Source organism: Streptomyces mabaensis (assembly GCF_053763515.1).
The window spans coordinates 1-21,757 of sequence record NZ_JBSOPZ010000044.1 but is presented as its reverse complement, the minus strand read 5'-3'; the positions used below and the strand labels follow the sequence as shown (position 1 = coordinate 21,757).

Annotated in this window: 18 protein-coding genes and 3 pseudogenes; 12 read left to right on the top strand and 9 right to left on the bottom strand. The window is 69.1% G+C overall.

Annotated features, from left to right (window positions below; genetic code table 11):
* Window positions 1-14: 14 nt before the first annotated feature.
* Window positions 15-215, bottom strand: coding sequence for a hypothetical protein (locus tag ACWV17_RS29750; protein ID WP_455355276.1), 201 nt, complete (start codon window positions 213-215; stop codon window positions 15-17).
* Between the two features lie 97 nt (window positions 216-312).
* On the opposite strand from ACWV17_RS29750, the gene ACWV17_RS29745 reads away from it, so the two are divergent.
* Window positions 313-879 carry a TetR/AcrR family transcriptional regulator gene (locus ACWV17_RS29745; protein ID WP_455362106.1) on the top strand — a complete coding sequence of 189 codons (567 nt, stop codon included), beginning with the start codon at window positions 313-315 and terminating at the stop codon, window positions 877-879.
* 328 nt (window positions 880-1,207) lie between these two features.
* Window positions 1,208-2,800, top strand: coding sequence for a sodium:solute symporter family transporter (locus ACWV17_RS29740; RefSeq protein ID WP_455362105.1), 1,593 nt, complete (start codon window positions 1,208-1,210; stop codon window positions 2,798-2,800).
* Between the two features lie 187 nt (window positions 2,801-2,987).
* Here the strand turns inward: ACWV17_RS29740 and ACWV17_RS29735 are convergent, their stop codons facing one another.
* The 5 genes from ACWV17_RS29735 to ACWV17_RS29715 form a co-directional block, all read right to left on the bottom strand.
* The gene (locus ACWV17_RS29735) at window positions 2,988-3,272 is read right to left on the bottom strand and encodes a hypothetical protein (RefSeq protein WP_455362104.1); all 285 of its coding nucleotides are present in this window, start codon (window positions 3,270-3,272) and stop codon (window positions 2,988-2,990) included.
* A gap of 557 nt (window positions 3,273-3,829) precedes the next feature.
* A complete protein-coding gene (locus tag ACWV17_RS29730; RefSeq protein WP_455362103.1) occupies window positions 3,830-4,354 on the bottom strand; it encodes a SigE family RNA polymerase sigma factor in 525 nt (174 codons plus the stop codon).
* Between the two features lie 131 nt (window positions 4,355-4,485).
* A complete protein-coding gene (locus ACWV17_RS29725) occupies window positions 4,486-5,661 on the bottom strand; it encodes a right-handed parallel beta-helix repeat-containing protein (protein ID WP_455362102.1) in 1,176 nt (391 codons plus the stop codon).
* Between the two features lie 217 nt (window positions 5,662-5,878).
* On the bottom strand, window positions 5,879-6,739 hold the full coding sequence (locus ACWV17_RS29720) for a hypothetical protein (protein ID WP_455362101.1): 861 nt from the start codon (window positions 6,737-6,739) through the stop codon (window positions 5,879-5,881).
* 172 nt (window positions 6,740-6,911) lie between these two features.
* Complete coding sequence (locus tag ACWV17_RS29715) at window positions 6,912-7,793, bottom strand: NPP1 family protein (protein WP_455362100.1); 882 nt, start codon at window positions 7,791-7,793, stop codon at window positions 6,912-6,914.
* Window positions 7,794-7,835: 42 nt separating this feature from the next.
* Here ACWV17_RS29715 and ACWV17_RS29710 point away from each other — a divergent pair.
* Window positions 7,836-8,095 (top strand): annotated as a pseudogene (locus ACWV17_RS29710) (diiron oxygenase); the annotation flags it as partial.
* Window positions 8,091-8,994: pseudogene (locus tag ACWV17_RS29705) on the top strand (ferredoxin-NADP reductase); the annotation flags it as partial. The pseudogenes ACWV17_RS29710 and ACWV17_RS29705, both read left to right, overlap by 5 nt.
* A gap of 591 nt (window positions 8,995-9,585) precedes the next feature.
* On the opposite strand, the gene ACWV17_RS29700 reads toward ACWV17_RS29705, so the two are convergent.
* Entirely contained in the window at window positions 9,586-10,152 is a 567-nt protein-coding gene (locus tag ACWV17_RS29700) for a TetR/AcrR family transcriptional regulator (RefSeq protein ID WP_455362099.1), read from the bottom strand.
* A 99-nt stretch (window positions 10,153-10,251) separates the two neighbouring features.
* On the opposite strand from ACWV17_RS29700, the gene ACWV17_RS29695 reads away from it, so the two are divergent.
* The 7 genes and pseudogenes from ACWV17_RS29695 to ACWV17_RS29665 all read left to right on the top strand — a co-directional run bounded on the left by ACWV17_RS29695 (window position 10,252) and on the right by ACWV17_RS29665 (window position 17,638).
* A complete protein-coding gene (locus ACWV17_RS29695) occupies window positions 10,252-11,925 on the top strand; it encodes a CocE/NonD family hydrolase (RefSeq protein ID WP_455362098.1) in 1,674 nt (557 codons plus the stop codon).
* 122 nt (window positions 11,926-12,047) lie between these two features.
* Window positions 12,048-12,998, top strand: a complete 951-nt coding sequence (locus ACWV17_RS29690) for an ABC transporter permease (protein ID WP_455362097.1) — start codon at window positions 12,048-12,050, stop codon at window positions 12,996-12,998.
* Window positions 12,995-13,852: an ABC transporter permease gene (locus tag ACWV17_RS29685; protein WP_455362096.1), complete on the top strand. Its 858-nt coding sequence runs from the start codon at window positions 12,995-12,997 to the stop codon at window positions 13,850-13,852. Before ACWV17_RS29690 ends, ACWV17_RS29685 begins: the two co-directional genes overlap by 4 nt.
* Entirely contained in the window at window positions 13,849-14,844 is a 996-nt protein-coding gene (locus tag ACWV17_RS29680; RefSeq protein WP_455362095.1) for an ABC transporter ATP-binding protein, read from the top strand. The genes ACWV17_RS29685 and ACWV17_RS29680 overlap by 4 nt, the downstream gene beginning before the upstream one ends.
* A complete protein-coding gene (locus ACWV17_RS29675) occupies window positions 14,837-15,619 on the top strand; it encodes an ABC transporter ATP-binding protein (protein ID WP_455362094.1) in 783 nt (260 codons plus the stop codon). Before ACWV17_RS29680 ends, ACWV17_RS29675 begins: the two co-directional genes overlap by 8 nt.
* Window positions 15,620-15,716: 97 nt before the next feature.
* A pseudogene (locus ACWV17_RS29670) lies at window positions 15,717-15,893 on the top strand (SigE family RNA polymerase sigma factor); the annotation flags it as partial.
* Window positions 15,894-16,237: 344 nt separating this feature from the next.
* On the top strand, window positions 16,238-17,638 hold the full coding sequence (locus ACWV17_RS29665; protein ID WP_455362093.1) for a pectate lyase: 1,401 nt from the start codon (window positions 16,238-16,240) through the stop codon (window positions 17,636-17,638).
* 89 nt (window positions 17,639-17,727) lie between these two features.
* Here the strand turns inward: ACWV17_RS29665 and ACWV17_RS29660 are convergent, their stop codons facing one another.
* Both ACWV17_RS29660 and ACWV17_RS29655 read right to left on the bottom strand, forming a co-directional pair.
* Complete coding sequence (locus ACWV17_RS29660) at window positions 17,728-19,176, bottom strand: amidase (RefSeq protein WP_455362092.1); 1,449 nt, start codon at window positions 19,174-19,176, stop codon at window positions 17,728-17,730.
* Window positions 19,177-19,205: 29 nt separating this feature from the next.
* On the bottom strand, window positions 19,206-20,852 hold the full coding sequence (locus ACWV17_RS29655) for an ABC transporter substrate-binding protein (RefSeq protein ID WP_455362091.1): 1,647 nt from the start codon (window positions 20,850-20,852) through the stop codon (window positions 19,206-19,208).
* A gap of 356 nt (window positions 20,853-21,208) precedes the next feature.
* Here ACWV17_RS29655 and ACWV17_RS29650 point away from each other — a divergent pair, with 356 nt between their 5' ends.
* Window positions 21,209-21,670, top strand: coding sequence for a DUF3237 domain-containing protein (locus ACWV17_RS29650; protein ID WP_455362090.1), 462 nt, complete (start codon window positions 21,209-21,211; stop codon window positions 21,668-21,670).
* Window positions 21,671-21,757 lie beyond the last annotated feature (87 nt).

The following is a 21,757-nucleotide window of genomic DNA, read 5'->3' as shown; positions in this document are numbered from 1 at the left end:
GGAAAGCCCGGTTCTCAGCATGTTGAACGCGACGACCACGACGAGGACGACGAGGCCCGCGTACAGCGACTGCTGCGGTTGTCCGGCAGGATCGAGGGGGCGCCGTTGGACACCATCAGCCCCCATTCGGGGCCCGGCGGCTGGCAGCCGAGCCCGAGGAAGGAGATGGCGGCCACGTCGAGCAGGGCGTAGCCGAAGCCGATGGTGGCCTGCACGAGGACCAGGGGAGCAGATTGGGCAGCAGGTGCCGAAGCCAGATGCGCGCCGTCGGGGCCCCACGAAGCTGGAGGGCCGAGACATAAGATTGCCTCCATGCCGATCGACGTCGACGAAGTCCAGCGCCGCAGGGAGATCGCCAAGGCCACCCTCGCGGTCGCCGCCCGCGACGGCGCGCGTGCGATCACCATCCGAGCCGTCGCGAAGGAACTCGGCGGCTCCAGCGCCATGGTCACCAACTACGTGCCCACACGCATAGCCCTGATCACCAACGCCGTCCGCGCCGCCGAATCACGCTGGCGCTCCGAGCTGGAGGCCCGCATCGGCGATCTGGACGGACCGGAACGCCTGCGCGCCATGGTCGAGTGGAACCTCAGCACCGACGCGGATGACCTCCTGCTGCGCTCACTCTGGCTCGAAATGCTGTCGTCTGCGCGCTCCGACCCCAATGGAGTCGACCTCAGGGAGGCGCGCGAGTCACGCCAGGAGTTCGCCGACGCCGCCATCGCGGCCGGCGTTCCCAACGCTCAGCTGGCTGCCGATGTCCTCTTCCTGCTGACCCGCGGCTACTTCGTCTCCACCGTGGAGGAGCCCGCGTACTGGACCGAGGGGCGCACCGGCCTCATAGCTCGTGCCGTGGTCAAAGCTCTCGTGGAGGACTGACGCGCAGGATGTCCGGTTGTCACGATGGGGGATTTCGTCAGCAGTGACTGCCGCACCATTGACAGGATCTCTGTCAGTCGCACAGTCTGGTCAATCAACAGGGATCCTGTCAATCGGCGGTGCGACGGCTCGCACCGCTGCTGCGTCACGCACAACGAGCGTCAGACGCCTCGCGTAGTAGGGACTTGAGTCGACACCGGCGCGTGCCCACTAGCGGTCGTGAAATCCCCTCTCTCTTCACGGAGTAGGCCATGTCGGCGTTCCTTGACGTATCCCCAGGGGTTGGGCGGACCCCCTTCCGCACCAGCAGGCGGCAAGGGGGGCGGGCGTGAACCAGTACGACGTACTCGCCGCGGGTAGCGACTCCGCGGCGCCGTTGATCTCGTTCTTGTTGGTGATCAGCGTCTGCTTCCTGCTCTGCCTGATGGTGGGCACGGGCGAAGACGACATCGCCGAGTTCTTCGCCGCAGGCCGCTCTCTGCCGGCGGTGCGCAACGCCCTGGCACTCGCCGGTGACTACATCCCGGCGACGGCCCTGCTCAGTCCGGTCGGAGCTGTCGGCCTCAGCGGCTCCGACGGTGTGGTCGTGGCTGTCAGTGCTGTCGCGGCGCTCGGCGTTCTGCTGCTCCTGGCCGGGCCTGTACGCGACACTGGACGGTTCACACTCGGCGGCATCCTGGCCAACCGACCGGAGGACAAACCGGCCCGGATTTCAGCAGCGCTGATCACGGTGCTTGTTTGCGTTCCTCTCACGGTAGTTCAGCTCACGGTCGCCGGCGCTGCCACCGCCTATCTCCTCGGGCTGGACAGCGCGGGCGCGGAGCAGGTGTGCACCGGGCTGATCGGGCTGTTGATGGTCACGTTCGCTGCCTTCGGCGGCATGAGGGGCACAACCCTGATCCAGGTTGGTAAGGCCGTGGTGGTGTTCGTGACTCTCCTCGCCGTGGTGCTCGCGGTGCTGTCCCGCTTCCGGTGGGACTTCGGCGCCCTTCTGAACGCCGCTGGTCAAGGCAGCGGTCCGGCCGGCGCTTTCGGCTCGCTCGGGCAGCTGTACGGAGGCTCAACCACTGGCAAACTGGAACTTCTGTCGCTGTGTGTGACCGTGGCTCTGGGCTCGGCAGCTGTCCCGCCGGTTCTCATGCGAGTCGGCACTTCCCTCAGTACCCGGACCGCTCGCAAGTCCGCGCGCTACACCTTCGTCATGATTGCGTTCTTCAACGGCGCCGTGGTTCTGCTCGGCCTGGGGGCAGCGGCCGTCGTCGGCGTCCCCGCCATCATCGCGGACGACCCGCAGGGAAACTCGGCACTGTTCCTGTTGTCTCACGACCTGACGGGCGGACGGGGCGGAAACGTCCTGGTCACGATGGTCGCCTGCGCGGTCTTCGTCACCTCGCTCGGTACGGTGGCCGGCCTGACTCTCGCGGCCGCGGCAGCGTTGGCACATGACCTGTTCGGTGAGTTCCGGCGTCGAGGCCGCGTCGTGGAGCGAGACGAAGTCGGCGTGGCGCGATGGGCCGTGGTCGTGCTCGGTGCATTGAGCGTACTCCTCGCCCTGCTGCTGCATGGCTGGAGCATCGTGTTCCTCGCGTCGTTCGCCGCAGCGGTAGCTGCGTCGGTGATCCTTCCCGCTCTGATCTACAGATTCTTCTGGAAGGGATTCACACGGGTTGGGCTGATGTGGACCATTCACGGCTCGCTTGCGTGCTGCCTGTTGCTGCAACTCTTCAGCCCCACAGTCTCGGGCCGGCCCTTTGCTCTGTTCCCTGCACAGGATTTCCAGTGGTTTCCACTGCAGAACATCGCCCTGGTTTCCGTGCCCGTCGGCTTCGCGCTTGGATGGATGGGCAGCCACGTGAGTCGGCGCATCCCGACGACCTCGCGCCATGGCCGGGCGCGGGACACTCAGGACCACGCCGGCTAATGCCAGCCCTGTCTGCCGGCCATCGAGTCCCTCAGCGGTGTCGGGCCGCTGATCCTGCCCCGGGCCTTCTTGCCGTTGGCGACCTCGATCAGGATGTACTGGTTGCCGGAGAAGACCCAGTACCGGTGCAGCAGGTCGGCCCAGGCACGCCAGACCGTTCCCAGTGCCAGTTTCGCCCCTTGCTTCGTCAGTTGGTCCGCGCGAAGTCGCCCCCTACGGTGAACGTGTCGTTCGCTGTCTTCGCTGTGGCTTCGTACGTGTCGTCCTTGGCGTCGCGGCCGTCTGACGCGTGGCTGTACTGACCGGCGAAGACGTGCGTTCCGGGTGGCACCGTGCTGCCGGCCTTGAGCGTCCAGCGGTGGACGAGCATGCCGTCCTGTTCGCGTAGGGAGCGGGTGAAGTTCTCGGCAGGCAGCGACTGCCACCTTTCGGTGCTGCGGACCTCGCCCGTCTGCGCCACGAACAGTTCCACCGTGAGCGCGGTGAGTGGCTCCTGGGTTTTGAGGGTGACATTGCTCTGGGCCCAGTTGGTTTTGTCGTCAGGGACGACAGAGCCGTCCGCCCACAGCGGACCGTCGGTGGTGCGTGTTCCGCCGGATGCCGGCGGCCGGCTGTGGTCGGCCTGGGCAGGGGGAGTGCCGGCCTGCGGGGAGGTTCTCCCGGCGGGCTCACTGGGGCGGCGGGTAGACGGTGTGCTGTCCGGATTGCCGGAAGGGGCAGCGACGGGTCCCTCGGTCGGAGCGTCAGGTGACGGCGTGATGTCGGGGACCTGTGGCAACGCACTCGTGGACGCCTTCTGTTGGTGCCTTTCCTCTCCCTGTACGACGAAGGCCACGGCGAAGCCGCCGACAACGCACGCCCCGGCCGCGGCGACCGCTGCGAGGGCGACCCGCGGCCATGCGAGGGTGGGTCCGCGGTGTTTGCGAGCGCCCCGCGTGCCTTCCATAGCCCGCTCCACCCGTGCGAGCATGCGGGCCCGGTCCGGCTGATGTGACTCCGCTGCTTCTCTCAGGTGCTTGCGCAGGTCGCTCATCGGTTTCCACTTTCCGCGAGTTCGAGGGCGGTCCGGCCGTCCAGCAGCCGCTCAAGCTCTGCCATCCCTTTGGAAGTCTGGCTCTTCACAGTGCCGACCGATATCCCCAGGGCCAGGGCGGTGTCCTTCTCCGACAGGTCGAACGCGTGCCGCAGTACGACGCACGCCCGCTTGCGGAAGGGCAGTCTTCCCAGCGCCTGCCGGACGTCGATGACCGCTGCCACGTCCGGGTCGTCCACCCGCTCGCCGCGCTGGGACCAGAAGAGCGCGATGCGCCGGCGCTCGCGCACGGCTCCGCGGATACGGCTGCGGGCCATGTTGGCCACGACGCCGCGGGCGTACGCCACGGGGTGCTCGGCGGCGCGGACACGGTCCCAGCGATCCCAGAGCGCCACCAGGGCATCGGCGGCGAGGTCGTCGGCGGCGTCCGCCTCGCCCGTCAGCAGACAGGCGAGGCGGGCGAGTTCGGCGTAGTGGCGATGGAAGAAGTCGTGGAATTCCGCGGATGCGTCGTCGACCATGCCGTGGAACCCCTCGCTTGTACACGCCGATGTGGCTTGAGCGCAGGAGCCTACTTCCAGCTGCAGGCGTGCTGACCACTGGGACCCGAAGGGCCCGCCCATGCCTTCCGCTCTCACCCATGCCCAGGGCCTTACTTCATGCCCGCGCCGATGGCCGGGGTGCCGGTCGTGAGGAAACTCGTGGCCGGCAGCGAGCCGTCCGCCCGCCGCGGTCCGTACGCGGTGGTTGGGTCGGTGCTCCGGAGAACGGAGCCGGACCTCCGGGCTGCCGGGGCCTGGCTCGCATCCCAGGTGTTCGCGGCGGTCACGACGCGCCGTCCGAGCTTCGCGGTGCCGGTGGCGTTCTGCACAGCGAGGTTCCTGGAGAGGCGGGACGGCGAGGAGGCGAAGTAGTAGCCGGCCGCGTCATTGGCGTAGGCGGTGTTGCGGTGGAGCCGCAGTGCGCCCGGGTTGCTGTTCTCCGTGAAACCGTGCTGCGTGTTGTTCCAGGCGGCGTTGTTGGTGACGACATGCGCGGCGCTCGCCCCGCCGCCGCCCAGCTTGAAACCGTTGCCATTGCCTTCGAAGGCGCTGTCTTTCCAGCGGTTGACACCGTTGCCGTACGCCCAGCTGCGCTCGATACGGACCGGACTCGCCCACTGCCACAGGTCCACGCCGTCGTCCGCGTTGTTGTAGAGCCTTGCGCCGATGACCCTGTTACCGCTGCCTGATCCGAACTTGATGGCGAGGCCATCCGCGTTCTGACCGTGGTTCTTTGCGTCGTAGTTGTTGTACGAGTCCAGGTTCTCGATCAGGTTGCCGGTGGTTCCCTCGCCGCGCAGGGTGAACCCGGAGTCTCCGTTGCCGTGGGTGGTGAGGTTCTTGAAGACCCCGCCGACGGATGAGGTCAGGACGACGCCCTGCGCGCGCGAGTTCCGAAACGTCAGGTTGGTCAGCGTCCAGTGGTCGCCGCCTATCGCGACCAGCCACTCGCCCTTGGGCAGCTTGGAGCCGTCGACAATGGCCTTCTCCGTCCCGTAGGCGGTGACGGTGATCCTGCGCTTCGCGGTGCCATCAGCCTGGCTCTTGAGGCTCTTCGCCGGGTAGTACGTGCCTGCGCGCAACTGAATGGTGGTGCCGGGCCCGGCACCAGCGAATGCTTTCTCCAGCGCCGCGGTCGTGGATACCACGACGGGCCCGGCAGCGGCGGCGTCGGCGTTGTCGGGGGCGGTGGACACCCAGACACCCGCAACACCTGCGGCCACGGCGACGACCGCGACGGCCGAGAGGGTACGGGTCCTGCGGTGTCGTCCTCTGCTGGTACTCACGTGTGAGGGTTCCTTCGCTCGGTTGGTCGACAGAGCGGCCGGTCGGACCGCGCCGTTTCCCCCCAGTTGCCGCCGCTCGTCAAAAGGTTGCCGCCAAGCCGGAAACAGGCGAGTGGGGGCCTTGATTGCCATGGGTTTCCCACCAGCGTGTGCCGGGTTCGACAGAGCTGCAGTAGGCGGGGCCGACGGCGATCGGGGGGAGTTGTGCGTAGCCGCGTCAGCGGGAGCACTCGCGAGGGTCGAGCCTCCGCTCGATTTTGCTTTCCACCCCGTCGGGTTCCTTCTTGCCGTTCCAGGTTGTGATGACCTTGTCGGAGACACCGTCGATGTAGTAGCCGTACGAGTAGACCTTCTCCCATGCCTTGCCCTTGCCGCGCCAGGACCCCACGGTCGTCACGCTGCCATGGGAGTTCCGCCAGGCGTACGCTGTGATGTCGATCACCGGGTTGACGCGCACCACCCGCTTGTACGGCTTCCAGGTCAGGGCGATGGCGGTGCAGGGCGGAATAGACTTCTGGCTGCTTCGTTCGAACGATTCGGTCTGCTCCCAGCCCCACTCGTAGGTGAAGTTGCCGCCCAGCTTGCCCGTGAAGATGCCCTTGGCGAGGGTGCTGTCGACGGCCGCCCCGACGCTTTTCCTCGTGGAGGTCTTGGTGGCGTAACCGCGGACGAACGTCTCCTTGTCATCGGTGGTGCCCTTGTTGGCGATCCACTGGGAGATGCGTTCCTCCGTGCCCGTGTAGGACCAGGTGGACGTCTGGGGGTAGGAGCACCGGCCGGTGAAGACCTCCCAGTCGCCCTTGGGAGCGCGGACGGAGCTGATCTTGCCGATGTACTCCCACTCGGTCCGGAACTCGCCGGTCCGCACGTTGTGGGCGCCGAAGTTGATGTGGTCCGCCGGGCCCTGGATGCAGAAGCGCTCGATGATGGAGTCGGTGTTGCCGGGCGTGGTGCCCCGGATGTTGGCGGCTCCCCTCGGGCCGGCGGCCTGGGCGGAACCGGCGGAGGGCGCCAGGCCAGTGACGGCCACGACGCAGGCAGCGGCGGCGACTCCGGACTTCTTGAGCGTGATCCTCACGTGGTGTCCTCCTGCGTTTCTCGGTGGTGGAGACGGTGGTCGATCGCGGCGGGAAGGTAACGGGTGCCTCCGCCACGCACGGCACCGTCTGAGGCAGTGACCGCCTGCGCGGGGGGAGGGGGCGGGACGGGGCGGCGCTGATGCGCCGCCCCGCAGGCCCACCGGCCCTTCGTCAGCCCCACGGATTGAACGGAATGTTCGGCTTGGCCTTGTTGAGGGTGTCGTTGAACTTGGAGTCCTGGATCGGGAGGTTGGCTTTGCCCCAGCCAGACCCGTTCAGCCGGCGCTGGAGGTTGACGCCGTTGTTGCTCCGCGGGTAGCGGTCCCAGCTGACCAGGGCGGGACGGTCCCACCCGCCGTCTCCCCAGGCTTCCGCGCGCTCGCCCCACTTCGCGAAGCGGAAGGCGTGCGTACTCGCGCCGTCCTTGTGGTAGACGATCTTGACGCGGGCGCCGTCCATCGGAACCTTGTTGACCGGGTGGGTGCTGAACCCGCCATGGCGGGACGCGGAGAGGTACGAGGGCTTGCCCGACCCCTGCCGCACCCAGACCACGACGGACTCCCAGTCGTGGCGGTGCCCTCCGATACTGCTGCCGTTCAGGGCCTGGTCCTTCTCGAAGTACAGGGTGTAGACGATTCCGCACCAGCCGTTGTTGCACTTGGCCCGCGCGTAGGTGTTGGCCGTGCCGAGGTGGTCCCTCCGGCACCCGCCGCCGAGCGACCCGGTCGGCTTGAGGCCGCCGTTGAGGTTGCCCCACATGTCGATGGCGGCCGCAGGGAGGCAGCCGTTGGAGTCGTAGTCGAACAGCGGCTGGAACGCCCGCTGAACGAGGTGGAGCTCTGGGGCAGGCCCGTCAGGTTGGGGGCCGCGGCGGCGCTGCCCGTCATCGCGGCGGCCAGTGCGGCGGCGCTGCTTGCGATGAGCGCGGTCTTGCCCAGGCGGGACGGCCTTCTCTTCTTGAGTGCGTGGGTCATGCGCTGATCTCCATTCGCTCGGTCTGCTCTGTGGCCGGCTTCGTTCCCGAATGCGGCGTGGCAGGACCGAGGCTGGCAAGCGGGAAGTTGATCGGCACGCCCATTCATCACAGCAATCAATTCCGTGGCGAGCACCGGCATCTGGTTCGAGATGATCCTGCAGCAGAGGGTGCGTCGGGCCATCTACGTGGGCCGGGTCTTCAAGACCGTCACCTCGACGTCATGCAGCGCGACTGGATGCGCGACGAGCGGGGCGTGCCGTTCGTCCGCACCATCAACAACATCCAGATGGTCGAGGAGTCACGGCACATGAAGTTCGCCCGCCACGAGACGCGCAAGCGGCTCACACGCGCCGGACGACTGCGCCGGCAGATCCGGTCTCGTACGCTGCGGCGTGGCTCCGGACCACCCGGCAGCCAAGAGGGCCGGTGACACCTTCGCCCGGTTCCACAGCCACCCCCCGGTACGGATGCATCCCGGCCTCGAGGTGGGCGGGGACGTCGCGGCAGAGGAACTCGCCGCACACCACGCCGTCGACCTCTCGGCCGACCTTGTCGTCGTGGTCGGCAACGGCAACGTCGCCCTCGACGTCGCCCGGACCCGGTCTCCGACCCGGAGGCACTGGCCGGCCCCGGGATCGCCCGTCACGCGCTCGCGGAGCTGCGCCGCAGCAAGGTGCGCGAGGTGGTGCTGCTCGGGCGCCGCGGCCCCGAGGACCCGCGTACACCCGGTCCGAACTGCTTGCCCTGAAGCACCTCCCCGAGGTGGACCTGGTCCTGCACGACCATGATCCGAGCATCGGCGGTGATCGACGCCGCCGGGCCGAAGGACAAGGCGGCGGTACTGCGGGGCGTGGCGCGGGAGGCCGTCGACTGGTCCGTGTCACCGGGCGCGGCATGACGGCGGCGCCGCATCGTGTTCCGCTTCCCCTCCACGCCCATGGAAGTGTGCGGGGACGAACGCATCCGTGCCGTGCGCGCCCCCGTCGGGCATGTCATTGCGTGCGATCGGCTACCGCGGAGTGCCCCAAGCGGGGCTGCCGTTCGACGAGGCAACCGGGACCGTTCCGCACGAGCGCGGCCGGGTGACCGGCAGGGCTGGGACGTATGTGGTGGGCTGGATCAAACGGGGGGCCTTCAGGAGGCATCGGCGCCAACCGCGCTTGCTCTGCCGAGACGGTCGGCACCCTGCCGGCCGACGCGGTCGTGGGCGCACTGCCCGCGCCGACCGGCGGGCCGAAGGCATTCCACCGCCTCGCACGCCCCCGGGGCCGCCGCTGACCCGCCCTCCGGGCGAGGCTCCCTCCGTGGCGGCCGACCGCTGACGTCGGCTGTGAGGGCCTGCTCCCGGAGGCGGCTTCGGGAGGGTGAACTGCGGTATGGCACCGGCCTGTCGGCTGCCTTGCAGGGTGCCTTCAGGCCGACGCCGAACAGCAGGAAGTGGACCCGGCACCTCTGGTGGCCCAGCGCCCAGCATGACCTTGCACACGGCCTTGACCAGGCCGCCGTGGTGGTCGGCGCTGATCAGGCGGAGGCCGTTCAGGCCACGCTCGCGCGGGGAGCGCAGGAGCTGGCTACTTCGGTGATGCCGGTGGCGACGGCCACAGCCTGCGAGACGATTTGGCCCACCCTGGAAGGGGCCCTCGCCGTCAGGCGGCGGTCTGCCGGGCAAGACGCGCGTTTGCTCGGTTCGCCCGACCCGCACGCGGCATTCGAGGCAGTCGCCGCGCTCAACTCACCGCCACCGCTGCACGCGTTCAACTTCGACTCGGTACCGGTGGCCAGTACATTCACAGGCCGACGCGGCGCCTGGCGGCTCGCAGGTGGACGACTCCAGCTTGCGCCCGCGCGTGTCGGGGAATGCGTCTTCCCTCAGTCGCCGATGAGGGCATCCACAACCGCTCTGGCGACGCGGCTGGCCCGCTCCGCTGTCCAGTAAGCCGGCTCCTCCATGGTGGAAACGTAGTAACCACGGGTCAGCAGGGAGAGGACGTCGGCGGCGAGATCGGCGTCGGGCACTCCTGCGGCGGCGGACGCCTCGAGGAACTCGTCGCGTGCTTCGCGCGGCTCGTGGCGGTCGACACCGGCGGGGTCGGCGTGCGCCGACGAGAGCATCTCGACCCAGAGTGCGCGGAGCAGCAGGTCTTCGGGTTCCGTGCTGAGGTGCCATTCCACCGTGGCTCGCAGTCGGTCCGCGCCGGTCAGGTCGCCCAGGTGGGCTTCCAGGTCGGCCCGCCAGCGGGACTCAGCCGCGCGCACGGCGTTGGTGATCAGAGCTATCCGCGTAGGAACGTAGTTCGTGACCATCGCCGTGGACCCGCCGAGTTCCTTGGCCACGGCGCGGATGGTGATGGCGCGCGCGCCGTCCCGGGCGGCGACGGCGAGGGTCGCCTCGGCGATCGCCTTGCGGCGCTGGACTTCGTCGACGTCGATCGGCATGGCAGCAACCTAGCTCAGAGGGGGTTGACGTTGAGCAACCTAAATGCAACGCTGTTATATCACGTTGTTTTCTGAAGGTTTGCTTCCGTGGAGAGCCTCATGAGCCTTGCCGTCCAGCACGTCACCCCGGAGCCCGTGCCTCCGCAGGCGCAGCAGCACATGGTGCGCATGCGTGACGGCGTGCAGCTGGCGACCGATGTGTACGCCGCCGACCCGGGGGAGACGGCGCCGACCGTGCTGGCCCGCCTGCCCTACGACAAGAACAGCCGCTATGTCTTCTTCGACAAGATCGCGGAGAGGTTCACGGCACGCGGCTACGTCGTGGTGGTCCAGGACGTCCGCGGCAAGTTCCGCTCGCAGGGCCAGACGCTGGGCTGGACCGGAGAGGTGGACGACGGGTACGACACCATCGAGTGGATCACCCGCCAGCCGTGGTCCAACGGGATCGTGGGCATGTTCGGCGACTCGTACTACGGGTTCACCCAGTGGTCGGCGGTCTCCAGCCAGCACCCCGCCCTCCGAGCCATCGTTCCCCGAGTCACCTGCACCAACAACGGCCCCGGCATCGCCAGTTACGACACCGGCTCCGGCCCGCAGCCCCTGTGGCTGGAAGGGGCCTCGTACCAGGCGCAGGTGTGGACGGACAACCACACCTATGAGTTCGACGTCGACCTCACCAGGCGTCCTCTCCTCGCAGCGTATGAGGAGGCGTTTGCCGCGATCGGGAAGCGCTCGGCCGGCTTCGACCTGATCGTCGGCGGCATTCCCCTCGCCCCGTACAACGGGCCGCATCCCTATGACGCGCGGCCGGTGCCCGTCCTGCACTGCGTGGGCTGGTTCGACAACCTCGGCATCGCCCACATGCGCGACTACACCGAGCTGGCCCGGCGCCCCGGGTGGGCAGCCGTGCAGTACCTGATCGCCGACACGATCGACCACGAGAACTACTTCCTGGAGAACGCCCCGGTGTCACCCGACACCGACCACCTGGTCGACGAAGCCGCCCTCGAGCGCATGCTCGACTCCTACACCGGACCCGCCCTCGAGTTCTTCGACGTCTTCCTCAAGGGCGCCGCCCAGCCCGAGTCACTTCCCCGCGTGCGCTGGAAGCTCGGCCACGTGGGCTGGCGCACCTCCACCACGTGGCCGCTGCCGGAGGCCACGGAGACCGAGCTGTACCTCGCGGAGCCGGCCTCGGCGACCGGCACGGCCCCCAGCGGAAACCTCGCCCCCCGCCCAGCCGACGAATCGGAGTCGGCGGAGTGGCGATACGACCCGGACGATCTCGTGCCGTCCGCCGCGGCGGACACCTTCATGCAGTTGCGCGACCACGTGGACGAGCGCCGCACGCTGGACCGGGATGATGTACTCGTCTTCACGGGCCCCGTCTCGGACGCGCCGCTCGACCTCGCCGGCCCCGTGCACGCGGTGCTGCACGTGGAGAGCACGGCGCCTACGTTCGACGTGTTCGTCCGCCTCCTCGACCTGGCCCCGGACGGTACGGCGCGCCTGATCGTGCGTGGCTGTGCCCAGGCCCACGGGCCCGGGGAGGTGGAGATCGCCCTGGGACACACCGGATACCGGCTGCGCCCGGGCCGGCGCCTCGCCCTGCTGATCGCCGGCAGTGACTTCCCGAACCATCTGCCCAACTCCGGCTCGCTGGAGAGCCCGTGGCTGACAACGGCTCCCAAGGCGAGTCTGCAGAAGCTTCGGACCGGATCCGCCCACCCCTCACGCCTGCGCCTGACCGTCCTGCCCGAAAGCGGCGAATAGCCCCTGTTCACTGGAGGGCACATGCTCCCTCTGCGACATCTTTCCAGCGCGCCGCCGACAACGAGCACGGCGGCGCACCGTCATCCGGCCGATGCACGGTGCGGCGAAGGAGGCGATCCGAGATGACACTCCGCTTCGTCGCCACCCGACTGGGCACGCTCGTCGTGACCGTGCTCGTCTCCAGCCTGGCGATCTACGGCGCCATGTTCCTCACGCCCGGGGACCCCGCCACCCTGCTCGTCGGCGGCAGCCGAAACCTCGACCCCGACGTACTGGCACAGATCCGCCGCGAGTACCACTTGGACGACCCGTTCATCAAGGGCTACTGGCACTGGTTCAGCAACTGCTTCCAGGGGGATTTCGGCAAGTCCCTCGTCTACCGCGACTCCGTCGCCAACCTCATCTACGCCCGCGCCGGCGACACCCTCGCCCTCGTCGGCTACGCCTCCGTCCTCGTCCTCGGCGCCGGCACCGTCATCGGCACCGTCGCCGCACTGCGCGGCGGCCGGACGGAAACGCTGGCCACGACGCTCACGGCGGGCGCGATGGCGGTACCGACCTTCGTCATGTCGGTCCTGCTCATCTGGCTCTTCGCCGTCCAGCTCCCCTGGTTCCCGGTTTACGGCTCCGGCGAGGGCTTCGCCGGCACCCTCTCGCACCTGACGCTGCCGGCCCTCGCGCTGGCGATGACATGGATCGGATACGTGGCCCAGGTGACCCGAACCGCCGTCCGGGCGGAGACGCGCTCGGAGCACGTGGAGACCGCCCGCAGCCGCGGCGTACCCGAATGGACGGTGATCAGGCGGCACGTGCTGCACAACGCCTCCGGCCCCGTCTTCGCCGTCTCCGGAGTCGGCATCGCCGGCCTCATCGCCACCGCGGCCGTCGCCGAGCAGGCGTTCGGCACCGGAGGGCTCGGCGCCCTCATGATCGAGGCCGCGTCCAAGCAGGACATGGCCGTGGTCCAGGCCGTGTCGCTGATCTTCGTGGTCGTGTTCGTCGTCATCAACACCACCGTCGACCTGTTCAGCGCCGCCCTCGACCCACGAGCCGGACAGAAGGGAGCCCGATGACCACCGCCCTGTTCAACCGCACCGCCACCAAGCCGCAGACCGGACGCCCGCGCGACCACCTGACGCTCGGCGCGGGATGCGTGGTCGGCCTGTTCGTCCTGCTGGCCGTGTTCGGGCCGCTGATCGCCCCGCACGATCCGAACGCCGTCGACCCGCTCGGTGTCAACGCCGGACCCTCCGCCACACATCTCCTGGGGACGGACGACACCGGACGTGATCTGCTGTCCCGGCTGATCAGCGGTACCCGCGCCAGTCTTGCCGCCCCCGCCGTGGTGATCGCGGTCTCCACAACCCTCGGCACCCTCCTCGCGTTGGCCGCCGCCTGGTTCGGCGGCTGGCTCGACCGGTTCGTCTCGGGCGCCCTGGACATCGTGTTCGGCTTCCCCGGACTGATCATGGCCGTGCTCGTCGCCGCAGTTTTCGGGGCGGGGCTCACCGCACCGATCGTGGCCCTGTCGATCGCCTACCTCCCCCTGATCACCCGGGTCGTACGATCGGCCGCGATCAAGGAACGCAACCTGCCGTACGTGTCCGCGCTGCAGCTCCTCGGCGCCCCAACCGCCCGGATCTGGCTGCGGCACCTGCTGCCGAACCTGCTGCCGCTCGTCCTCGTCCAGGCCACCATCGGCTTCGGATACGCGCTGCTCGACGTGGCCGCGATCTCCTTCCTCGGCCTCGGCAGCCAGCCGCCGGACCCGGAGTGGGGACTGATGGTGTCCAACGGAGCCCCCTCGATTCTCGCCGGGCAACCCCAGCAGTCGCTGTACGCGGGCATCGCCATCCTGATCGTCGTCGTCGCGTTCAACCTGCTGGGGACGGGACTGTCCCGACGTCTGCTCGGAGAGAACGCATGACCTCATCACCGCTGCTTCAGATCAACGCGCTCAGAATCGACCTGCCCCTCGACGGAGCCGAGCGCACCGTCGTCCACCGCGCCGACGTGAGCATCCCTGAAGGCACGGCCGTCGCCCTGGTCGGCGAGTCGGGATCGGGCAAGTCCCTGACCGCCCGGTCCGTCCTGGGCCTGCTGCCCAAAGACGCCCGGATCCACGGAGACCTGCTGTTCGCCGGGGAGTCCGTCCCGGCGATGAAGCCCGAGCGCCTGCGCGCGTTCCGCGCCTCCGATGTCGCCATGGTGTTCCAGGACCCCAGGGCACACATCAACCCTGCCCGCAGCATTGGCGACTTCCTCGTGGAGGGCCTGACCACCGCACGCGGTGTCCCGGTTGCCGAGGCCACCAAGAAGGTCACAGGGATCCTGCGGGAAGTCAGCATCGCCGATGCCGACCGGCGTATGCGGCAACGCCCCCACGAACTGTCGGGCGGCCTGCTTCAACGCGTCATGATCGCCGCCGCACTGGCCGCCGAACCACGACTGCTGCTCGCCGACGAGCCGACCACCGCGCTCGACGTGACCACTCAGGAAGAAGTGATGGCCATCATCACAGAGGCCCGCGAGGCCCGCGGGCTGGCCATGCTGTTCATCACCCACGATCTCGAACTGGCGGCCGCCGTGTGCGACAAGGTCGTCGTGATGTACGCGGGCACGACGGTGGAGGAACTCCCCGCCGCCCATCTGGGCAGCGGCGCCGCACACCCGTACACGCGCGCCCTGCTCGCCTCCCGCCCCCCGCTCGATGACATTGACGCGGAGCTGCGTTCCATCGCCGGCAGACCCTTGTCCGGTTTCGAAGTGCCGGACGGATGCGCCTTCAGCGACCGATGTCCCCGGGTGCAGGACCTGTGCCGCAGTGACCGGCCCCAACCGCGTTCCGCCGGTGACAGCACGGCGGCCTGCCACTTCCCCCACACGTTCTCGCCCAAGGAGGCCGGCAGGCATGCTTGAAGTACGCAACCTGCGCAAAGTGTTCGGCGACTTCGTCGCTGTCGACGACGTGACCTTCTCACTCCCCGAGCGCGGGTCCCTGGCGATCGTCGGCGAGTCGGGATCCGGCAAGACGACCACCGCCCGCATGATCGCCGGGCTCGAGCCGTACAGCGGGGGACACCTCGTCGTCGCCGGCAACGAGCGGCGGCCGGGGCGGCCGCGCGAGCGCCGCGCCCGCAGCCAGCAGATCCAGATGGTCTTCCAGGACCCCTACTCGTCCCTCGACCGGCGCCAGCGCGTGTGCGACGCCGTCGCCGAGGCGGTTGCGCTGCATCGGCGACTACCCGCGGACCAGCTCCGGGCCCGGGTGGCTGAGCTTTTCGACATGGTGGGCCTGGACGACCGGCAGGCTCGGTCCCTGCCGAAGGCGCTATCGGGCGGACAGCGTCAGCGGGTCGCCATCGCCCGCGCTCTGGCGGCCGAACCACAGGTGCTGATCCTGGACGAGGCCATCGCGGCCCTCGACGTGTCCATCCAAGCGCAGATCCTGGGCCTGCTCGCGCGCATCCGAGCGGACACCGGAACAGCGCTCCTGTTCATCACGCACGACCTCGGGGCTATCCGGCACATCAGCGACGACGTGCTGGTGATGCAGGCGGGAAGGGTTGTCGAGCACGGCCCGGTCGCGACCGTCCTCAGCCACCCGCAGAACCCCTACACACAGCGCCTCATCGAGTCCATCCCGAAGCCGGGCTGGAGGCCGCAGAGAAGGGCGCACAGAGCTGCCGCCTGATGTCCCGCCAGCGAAGCAGCCCGCATACCGAAGATGTTTGCCCCGCTTCGGGGGGCGGGGCAAGCATCTTCATCTCGGTGTCCGTGTGCATGCGCTGCGGGTCCGCACTGCCGCGCGCGAACGTAGGCGAATCCGGCTGTTCTGGTCGCGCGGCTCTGAGCCCGCCTATGGTCCGGACGTCGCCACCGTGGTCACCGTGCGCGCGGCGCTGGAGCGCCTGCTGTTCCGCAAGCGCGCCCCCGTAGTGCTGCGGCATGCCTTCGACTTGTCGGAGACACATTCCCTGAGCCCGCCCCCGTCCCGCCCGCTGCGGTGTCCCACTCGCCCGCCGCACCGCCGACTGCGGCCGTACAGGTCGCCGTCCAAGCCCGCGACGACGCCCGCTTCCGAGGACGGACCGCTGTCGTCGGACGGCTCGGTGGACCCGCAACAGCATCTCCTCCTGGTCGCAGAGAGAAGTTTTCGGAGGGCGGCAACCTTTCGGGGCGCGGCGGCAACCAGTGGTCGGCACCGCGCCGAGAGATCGCCGGGCCGCGCGGCACAGTGCCGTTGCCGGCCTGTCAGCTTCCTCGAGGCGGTGCCCCCTTGCCCCCAGCATCCGCTAAGGAACCTCGAGACATGACCAAGCGAGCCAAGCGAGCCATCCGTCCCAGGCGCGGCCGGACCGCGGTCCTGAGCGGCGCGGTCGCACTGCTTGCGGCCGGTATCAGCGGCGGCCTCTGGGCCGGTGCGAACGCTGTCGCGCCGACGCCGAAGCCCGGTGTCTACACACTGGTCAGTGCGGCCGGCGGGCTGTGCCTGACCGCGCCGGCCGAAGATGACCCGGACGGCGCCCAGTTGAAGCAGCAGCCTTGCGGGAAGGAGCGTCAGCACTGGCGGCTGACCTCCGCAGACGACGGCTACACCCTGGTCACGGCCGACGGCGGCGCCTGCGCCGGCGTCCGGGAGGCCCGGACCGGCGCGGGCGCACCTGTACAGCAGGAGCCCTGCCGGGGCGGTGCACCCTCACAGCGCTGGATCACGAAGGCCGTCGACGACGGCCACCGGCTGGTGAACGCCGGCAGCGGCAAGTGCCTGGCTGTCAAGGGCGGTTCGGGCGAGCCGGGCGCCCGGGTGCAACAGAACTCCTGCGACTCGGCGGCGGCCAAGCGGTGGACCCTTAAGGCCGCGAACGTCGCTACGCCGCCCCCGGCCAGAGGAACGGCCGCACCCACCGTCACCGCCAGGCCGACGCCCATCACCGCGCCCGCTCCCTCGAAGCCGACCACGACCGCCACGACCGCCAAGCCCACCGCCACAACCCCTGCCCCCCGCCCCGCGGGCACGATCCCGGCCTGGCCCGTGCCCAAGGGCGACGACGTGCCGCTGACCGCTACCCAGAAGGTGACCACGGTCTTCGACGGCGACGGCCGACGTTTCGTCGGCAGGGGCGCCCTGGGCGGCTCCGGCCAATCGGAGAACCAACCCGCCATCTTCGAACTCGCAGACGGCGCAGTGCTCCAGAACGTCGTCCTGGGCAATCCCGCCGCCGACGGCGTGCACTGCAGCGGCAGCTGCACCCTGCGCAACGTCTGGTGGGAGAACGTGGGCGAGGACGCCGCGACCTTCAAGGCGAGCTCGGCATCACAGATCATGATCGTCGACGGCGGCGGCGCCCGCGGCGCGGCCGACAAGGTCTTCCAGCACAACGGCCCCGGCACCTTCGTGATCAAGGACTTCCGCGTCGAGGACTTCGGAAAGCTCTACCGCTCCTGCGGAAACTGCAAGACCCAGCACCGCCGGCACGTGGAGATCGACAATGTGCTCGTGACCGCCCAGGGCAAGGTGGTCGTCGGCATCAACTCCAACCTCGGAGACACCGCCAAGATCTCCCGACTCGTCGTCGGGGACAGCGCCCGCCCCATCACCGTCTGCCAGCGCTTCGAGGGCGTCACCAAGGGCGAGCCGAAGGCCAACGGCAGTGGGCCGGACGCCGCTCACTGCCTCTACACCCCGGCCGACGTCACCCACCGGCCCTGACACAGGCCACCGCATCGGCTGACGGCGTGCCCCCCGCGGTCTTCGGGACCGCCGGGGGGCACGCCGTTCGTGGGCTCGGGAGTGGGGGGTCAGCCGGTCCGAGCCCATGACAAGGACGGACGGGTGCGCGTCGTCCGGGTCTCGATCGACGTGGCGACGTGGAGCAGCAGGTCTTCCTGGAAGCGTCCGCCGATCAGCTGTACGCCGGAGGGCAGCCCGTCGCGGATGCCGGTCGGTACGGACATGGCCGGGAATCCGAGCACCGGAACCGCCTGCATCGGCCACTGCGCGGCCATCAGCTCCCTCACCCGGGCGTCGCCGGCGAGGTCCGCGTCCTGCTCGAACGGCGGCTCGGCACAGACCGGCGTCAGCACGATCCGGTCCTGGCCCAGGAACTGCTGGAGGCGGCTGATGAGGGTGCCGCGGCGGGCGTAGCCCCGGATGTAGTCGGTGAGGGAGGGCTGCTCGCCCCAGGTCTCCGCGGCGGCGGCGAACGAGGCGGCGAGCGAGATGCGCACGGCGTCGTCACCGAACTGCTCGATCTCCGCCATCATCGTCTTCAGCTCCTGGTAGAGCAGGAGCGACCACAGTCTGGAGGCCTCGCCGAGCAGGGGAAGCTCGGCCTCCTCCACCTCGTGGCCGGCCTCGCTGAGCCACCGCGCCGCGTCGTCGATGGCGGCGTTGACGCTGGGATGGGGCTTGACGCCTCCGGCGTCGCGGACGATCGCGACCTTGACCCGGCCGGGCGTGCCCAGCGGCGGGCGCACCGGGAGTCCCACGGGGTCGTTCAGGTCCGGGCTCACCATGGCGTGCAGGCCGAGCCGGACGTCGTCCACGGTCCAGCCGAGCGGCCCGTGGACGGCCATGGTCTGGAAGGACATGGGGCTGTCGAACTCCTCCGCGCCGCGCGGCTCCACCCCGGAGACGAGTCCCATGGTGGGGCGCAGGCCGACGGCCCCGCAGCAGTACGCGGGGAAGCGGACGGAGCCGCCGATGTCGTTGCCCTGGGCGATGGGGGTCATGCCGGCGGCGACCGACGCGGCGGCGCCTCCCGAGGAGCCGCCCGGGGTGTGGCCGGGGTTCCACGGGTTGAGCGTCTTGCCATGCAGGTCGTTTCCGGTGAACCAGCGCACGGCGAAGGCCGGGCTGTTGCTCCGGCCCAGCAGAGTCGCCCCGGAGTTACGCAGTCCCGCGATGCAGACGGCGTCCTCCTGGGCGACGGCGCCGGCCCAGGCGGGGACGCCGTGCGAGCTGGCGTATCCGCGCTGCGAGGTGTTGATCTTAGTGGAGACCGGGACGCCGTGCAGCGGGGGAAGCTCCTCGCCGGCCGCTACCGCCGCGTCGGCGGCGGCGGCCTGGGCGAGGGCATCCTCCGGCCTGATGTCCACGAGTGCGTTGAGGACCGGGTTGGTCTCCTCGATGCGTCCGAGGAAGGCCTTGGCGACTTCGGTCGCGGAAAAGGTCTTCGCTCGGATTCCGGCGGCCAGTTCGGCGGCCGAGTGGTTCCACAACGGCGTGTCGCCGGTGGCGTCGGTCATCGTCGTCTCCTGATGCGAGGGGGTGGCGGTCACTTGCCGGTGCCGCCGAGGTAGGCGGCCCACGGCATGCCCATGTACGCGAAGGAGGTCGGAGCGCCGCTGATGCGCTTGTTCATGTACATCCGCTCGTGCGTGGTGGCAAGGAACACTGCCGGGGTGGTGGGAGTGAACAGGGCCTGGGCCTCGGCGTACGCCTTGGCCGACGCGGCCGGGTCGGAGGAGGTGCGGGCCTGGTCGAGCAGCCGGGTCACGTCGGGGTTGTTGTAGTTCGTCCAGTTGAAGATGCCACGAGGGGTGACGCTCTCCGCCACGTAGGACGCGGGGTCCGGCATGGTGACGTATCCGAAGGTCAGGACGAGGTCCAGGCCCTTGCGGACGGAGGGATCGTAGAAGAGGGAGGACATCTCGGTGGGCTGGAGCTGCTTGATCTCGATGCCGACGCCGATCTTCTTGGCCGCGGCCTGGATGAACGTCAGTGCCTGCAGTCCGCGCTGGTCACCGGCGGGGATGGCGGCCACCAGGGGGCGGGTGGCCGGGCCGGCCTGTTCGGCCAGCTTCTTCGCCCGTTCCAGGTCCGGCTTCGGAACGGCGGGCAGCTTCTTGTATGCGGCGTCGTACTGTGCGGCGGCCTTGTCGCCGCTCCAGGTGAGCGGCGGGACCAGTGACTTCAGGGTGGTGGCGTCGCCCCCGAAGACGTTCTTGATCAGAGCGTCCCGGTCGATGGCATGGGACAGCGCGTCCAGGAGCCGCCGGTCGGCGGCGGGGGACTCGGCGTGGGCGGGGATCAGCAGGACGTTCTGGGTGGACGGGCCGAGGTGGATCGCACCGTTGTCGGCCTTGGCGAGCGCGGTGGCGCTGCTGGGCGACAGTTCGTAGGTGCCGTCCACCTCACCGGACAGCAGCGCGCTGGTAAGCGTGTTGCTGTTGGTGATGAACTTGAAGGTGACCTGGGCGGCCTTCGGCTTCAGCTTGGTATCCCAGTAGGCGTTGTTGCGTTCGAGGGTGATGCTGCTCCCGGACTTCCAGGAGCCAAGCTTGAATGGTCCCGTACACATCAGGCCGACCTTGGCCGTGCCGTAGGCGGGGCCCGCCTTCTCGGTGTACGCCTTCTGGCTCACCGCGCCGAACGACGTGGACAGCGCCTTGGGGAGCGTCTGGTCGTAGGTCTTGGTGCGCAGCGTCACCTGGTGCGGACCGGTGGCCTTGATCGACGTCACGGCGGAGAGGAAGTTCCCGTACAGTCCCTGCGTCTTCGGGTCCCGCTGCCGCTCCAGGCTGTAGATGACGTCCTGGGGTGTCATGGGGGAGCCGTCCCAGAACTTCACGTCGGAGCGCAGGTCGAGCACCAGGGTTCGGTCGTCGGTCCAGGTGACCTTCCTGGCGACTCCGGGGCTCAGGGAGAAGTCGGCGTTCATCCGCGTCAGCGTGTCGCAGAGGTTCGCTTCGACCGTCTGGGGCGAGTAGTCGCCGATCTTCGCGGGGTCCAGGGTCGTCGGTTCCCCGTAGGGAAGCGCCCAGGTCACGCGGTCCACGTCGGAGGTCCCGGGTGCCGTGGTGGTGGTGAGACCTCCGGGCCGGGGCGTTGTGCCGCCTCCGTTCGACGTGGTGGTGCAGGCCGTGGCGGCCAGCAGACCCACGCTCGTGAGCACCGTCAGCACCGATTTCTTCGCAGCCATAGCTGAATGCTCCTTGCCGGGAGGAGTGAGAAAAGGAGGGAGGACGCTCGCGATGGGGGCGTGAGGAACGCCGACGAGCCGTCGTAAACTAACGTCATATAACGTTGTTGCATGTCACGCTCGCATCTGGTGAGCTAACCAGTCAAGAGCAACGCGTGGCCTTCTCGTCGGACACGAGCTTCGCCCGTCAGGCAAGTCCGGCAGTAAATGCCGCCTGACCAGCAGTGATGTCAAGCGAATCCCGACGTGGCGCACTCCACCCCCGTAGCGGTCCGACCGGGCCGGTTACGACTTCGTGCACTTTCGTTCGCGGCGCGTGAGCACCTCACCCCGCTCCACAGAACCGGAGAACCGCAATGTCCTTCACTCCCGTCCTCGACTTCGCGTTCGAGATCCGCGCCAAGGTGACCGATACGCTGCACATCGGCCACGGTGACGGAGAGGTCACCGAGTTCACGCCCATCGTCGGAGGCAGCGTGGACGGCCCCCGCCTGCGTGGGAAGGTCCTGCCCGGCGGAGGGGACTGGAGCAGCACGCGGGGGGAGGTCTGTGAGCTGGAGGCGCGCTACCTGCTCCAGGCGGACGACGGTGCTGTGATCGACATCGTCAACCGCGGCTACTACCGGCCCAAGGTCGACAGCCCGGACCAGTTCGATGGAGACCTGCAGGTCACGGAGGCCGGCCACTACTACCGGACGTCACCGGTCTTCCGTACGGACGCGCCCTCTCACCGCTGGCTCGCAGAGACGGTCTTCGTCGGTCTCGCCCGTCCGGATGGCGAGGACACCGTCGTCATCCGCATGTACGCGCTCAGGTAGAAGCCGTGTCGGGGGGGGGGGGGGGGGGGGGGGGGGGAGGGGGGAGGGGGGGGGGGGGGGGGGGGGGGGGGGGGGGGGGGGGGGGGG

Bases quoted from the DNA above. Each gene is read 5' to 3' on its own strand.
- ACWV17_RS29730 (WP_455362103.1), bottom strand. From the start codon at position 4,354: ATGGTCGACGACGCATCCGCGGAATTCCACGACTTCTTCCATCGCCAC.
- ACWV17_RS29695 (WP_455362098.1), top strand. From the start codon at position 10,252: ATGAGCCTTGCCGTCCAGCACGTCACCCCGGAGCCCGTGCCTCCGCAG.
- ACWV17_RS29660 (WP_455362092.1), bottom strand. From the start codon at position 19,176: ATGACCGACGCCACCGGCGACACGCCGTTGTGGAACCACTCGGCCGCC.
- ACWV17_RS29650 (WP_455362090.1), top strand. From the start codon at position 21,209: ATGTCCTTCACTCCCGTCCTCGACTTCGCGTTCGAGATCCGCGCCAAG.
- ACWV17_RS29685 (WP_455362096.1), top strand. From the start codon at position 12,995: ATGACCACCGCCCTGTTCAACCGCACCGCCACCAAGCCGCAGACCGGA.
- ACWV17_RS29700 (WP_455362099.1), bottom strand. From the start codon at position 10,152: ATGCCGATCGACGTCGACGAAGTCCAGCGCCGCAAGGCGATCGCCGAG.
- ACWV17_RS29680 (WP_455362095.1), top strand. From the start codon at position 13,849: ATGACCTCATCACCGCTGCTTCAGATCAACGCGCTCAGAATCGACCTG.
- ACWV17_RS29655 (WP_455362091.1), bottom strand. From the start codon at position 20,852: ATGGCTGCGAAGAAATCGGTGCTGACGGTGCTCACGAGCGTGGGTCTG.
- ACWV17_RS29665 (WP_455362093.1), top strand. From the start codon at position 16,238: ATGACCAAGCGAGCCAAGCGAGCCATCCGTCCCAGGCGCGGCCGGACC.
- ACWV17_RS29690 (WP_455362097.1), top strand. From the start codon at position 12,048: ATGACACTCCGCTTCGTCGCCACCCGACTGGGCACGCTCGTCGTGACC.
- ACWV17_RS29675 (WP_455362094.1), top strand. From the start codon at position 14,837: ATGCTTGAAGTACGCAACCTGCGCAAAGTGTTCGGCGACTTCGTCGCT.
- ACWV17_RS29745 (WP_455362106.1), top strand. From the start codon at position 313: ATGCCGATCGACGTCGACGAAGTCCAGCGCCGCAGGGAGATCGCCAAG.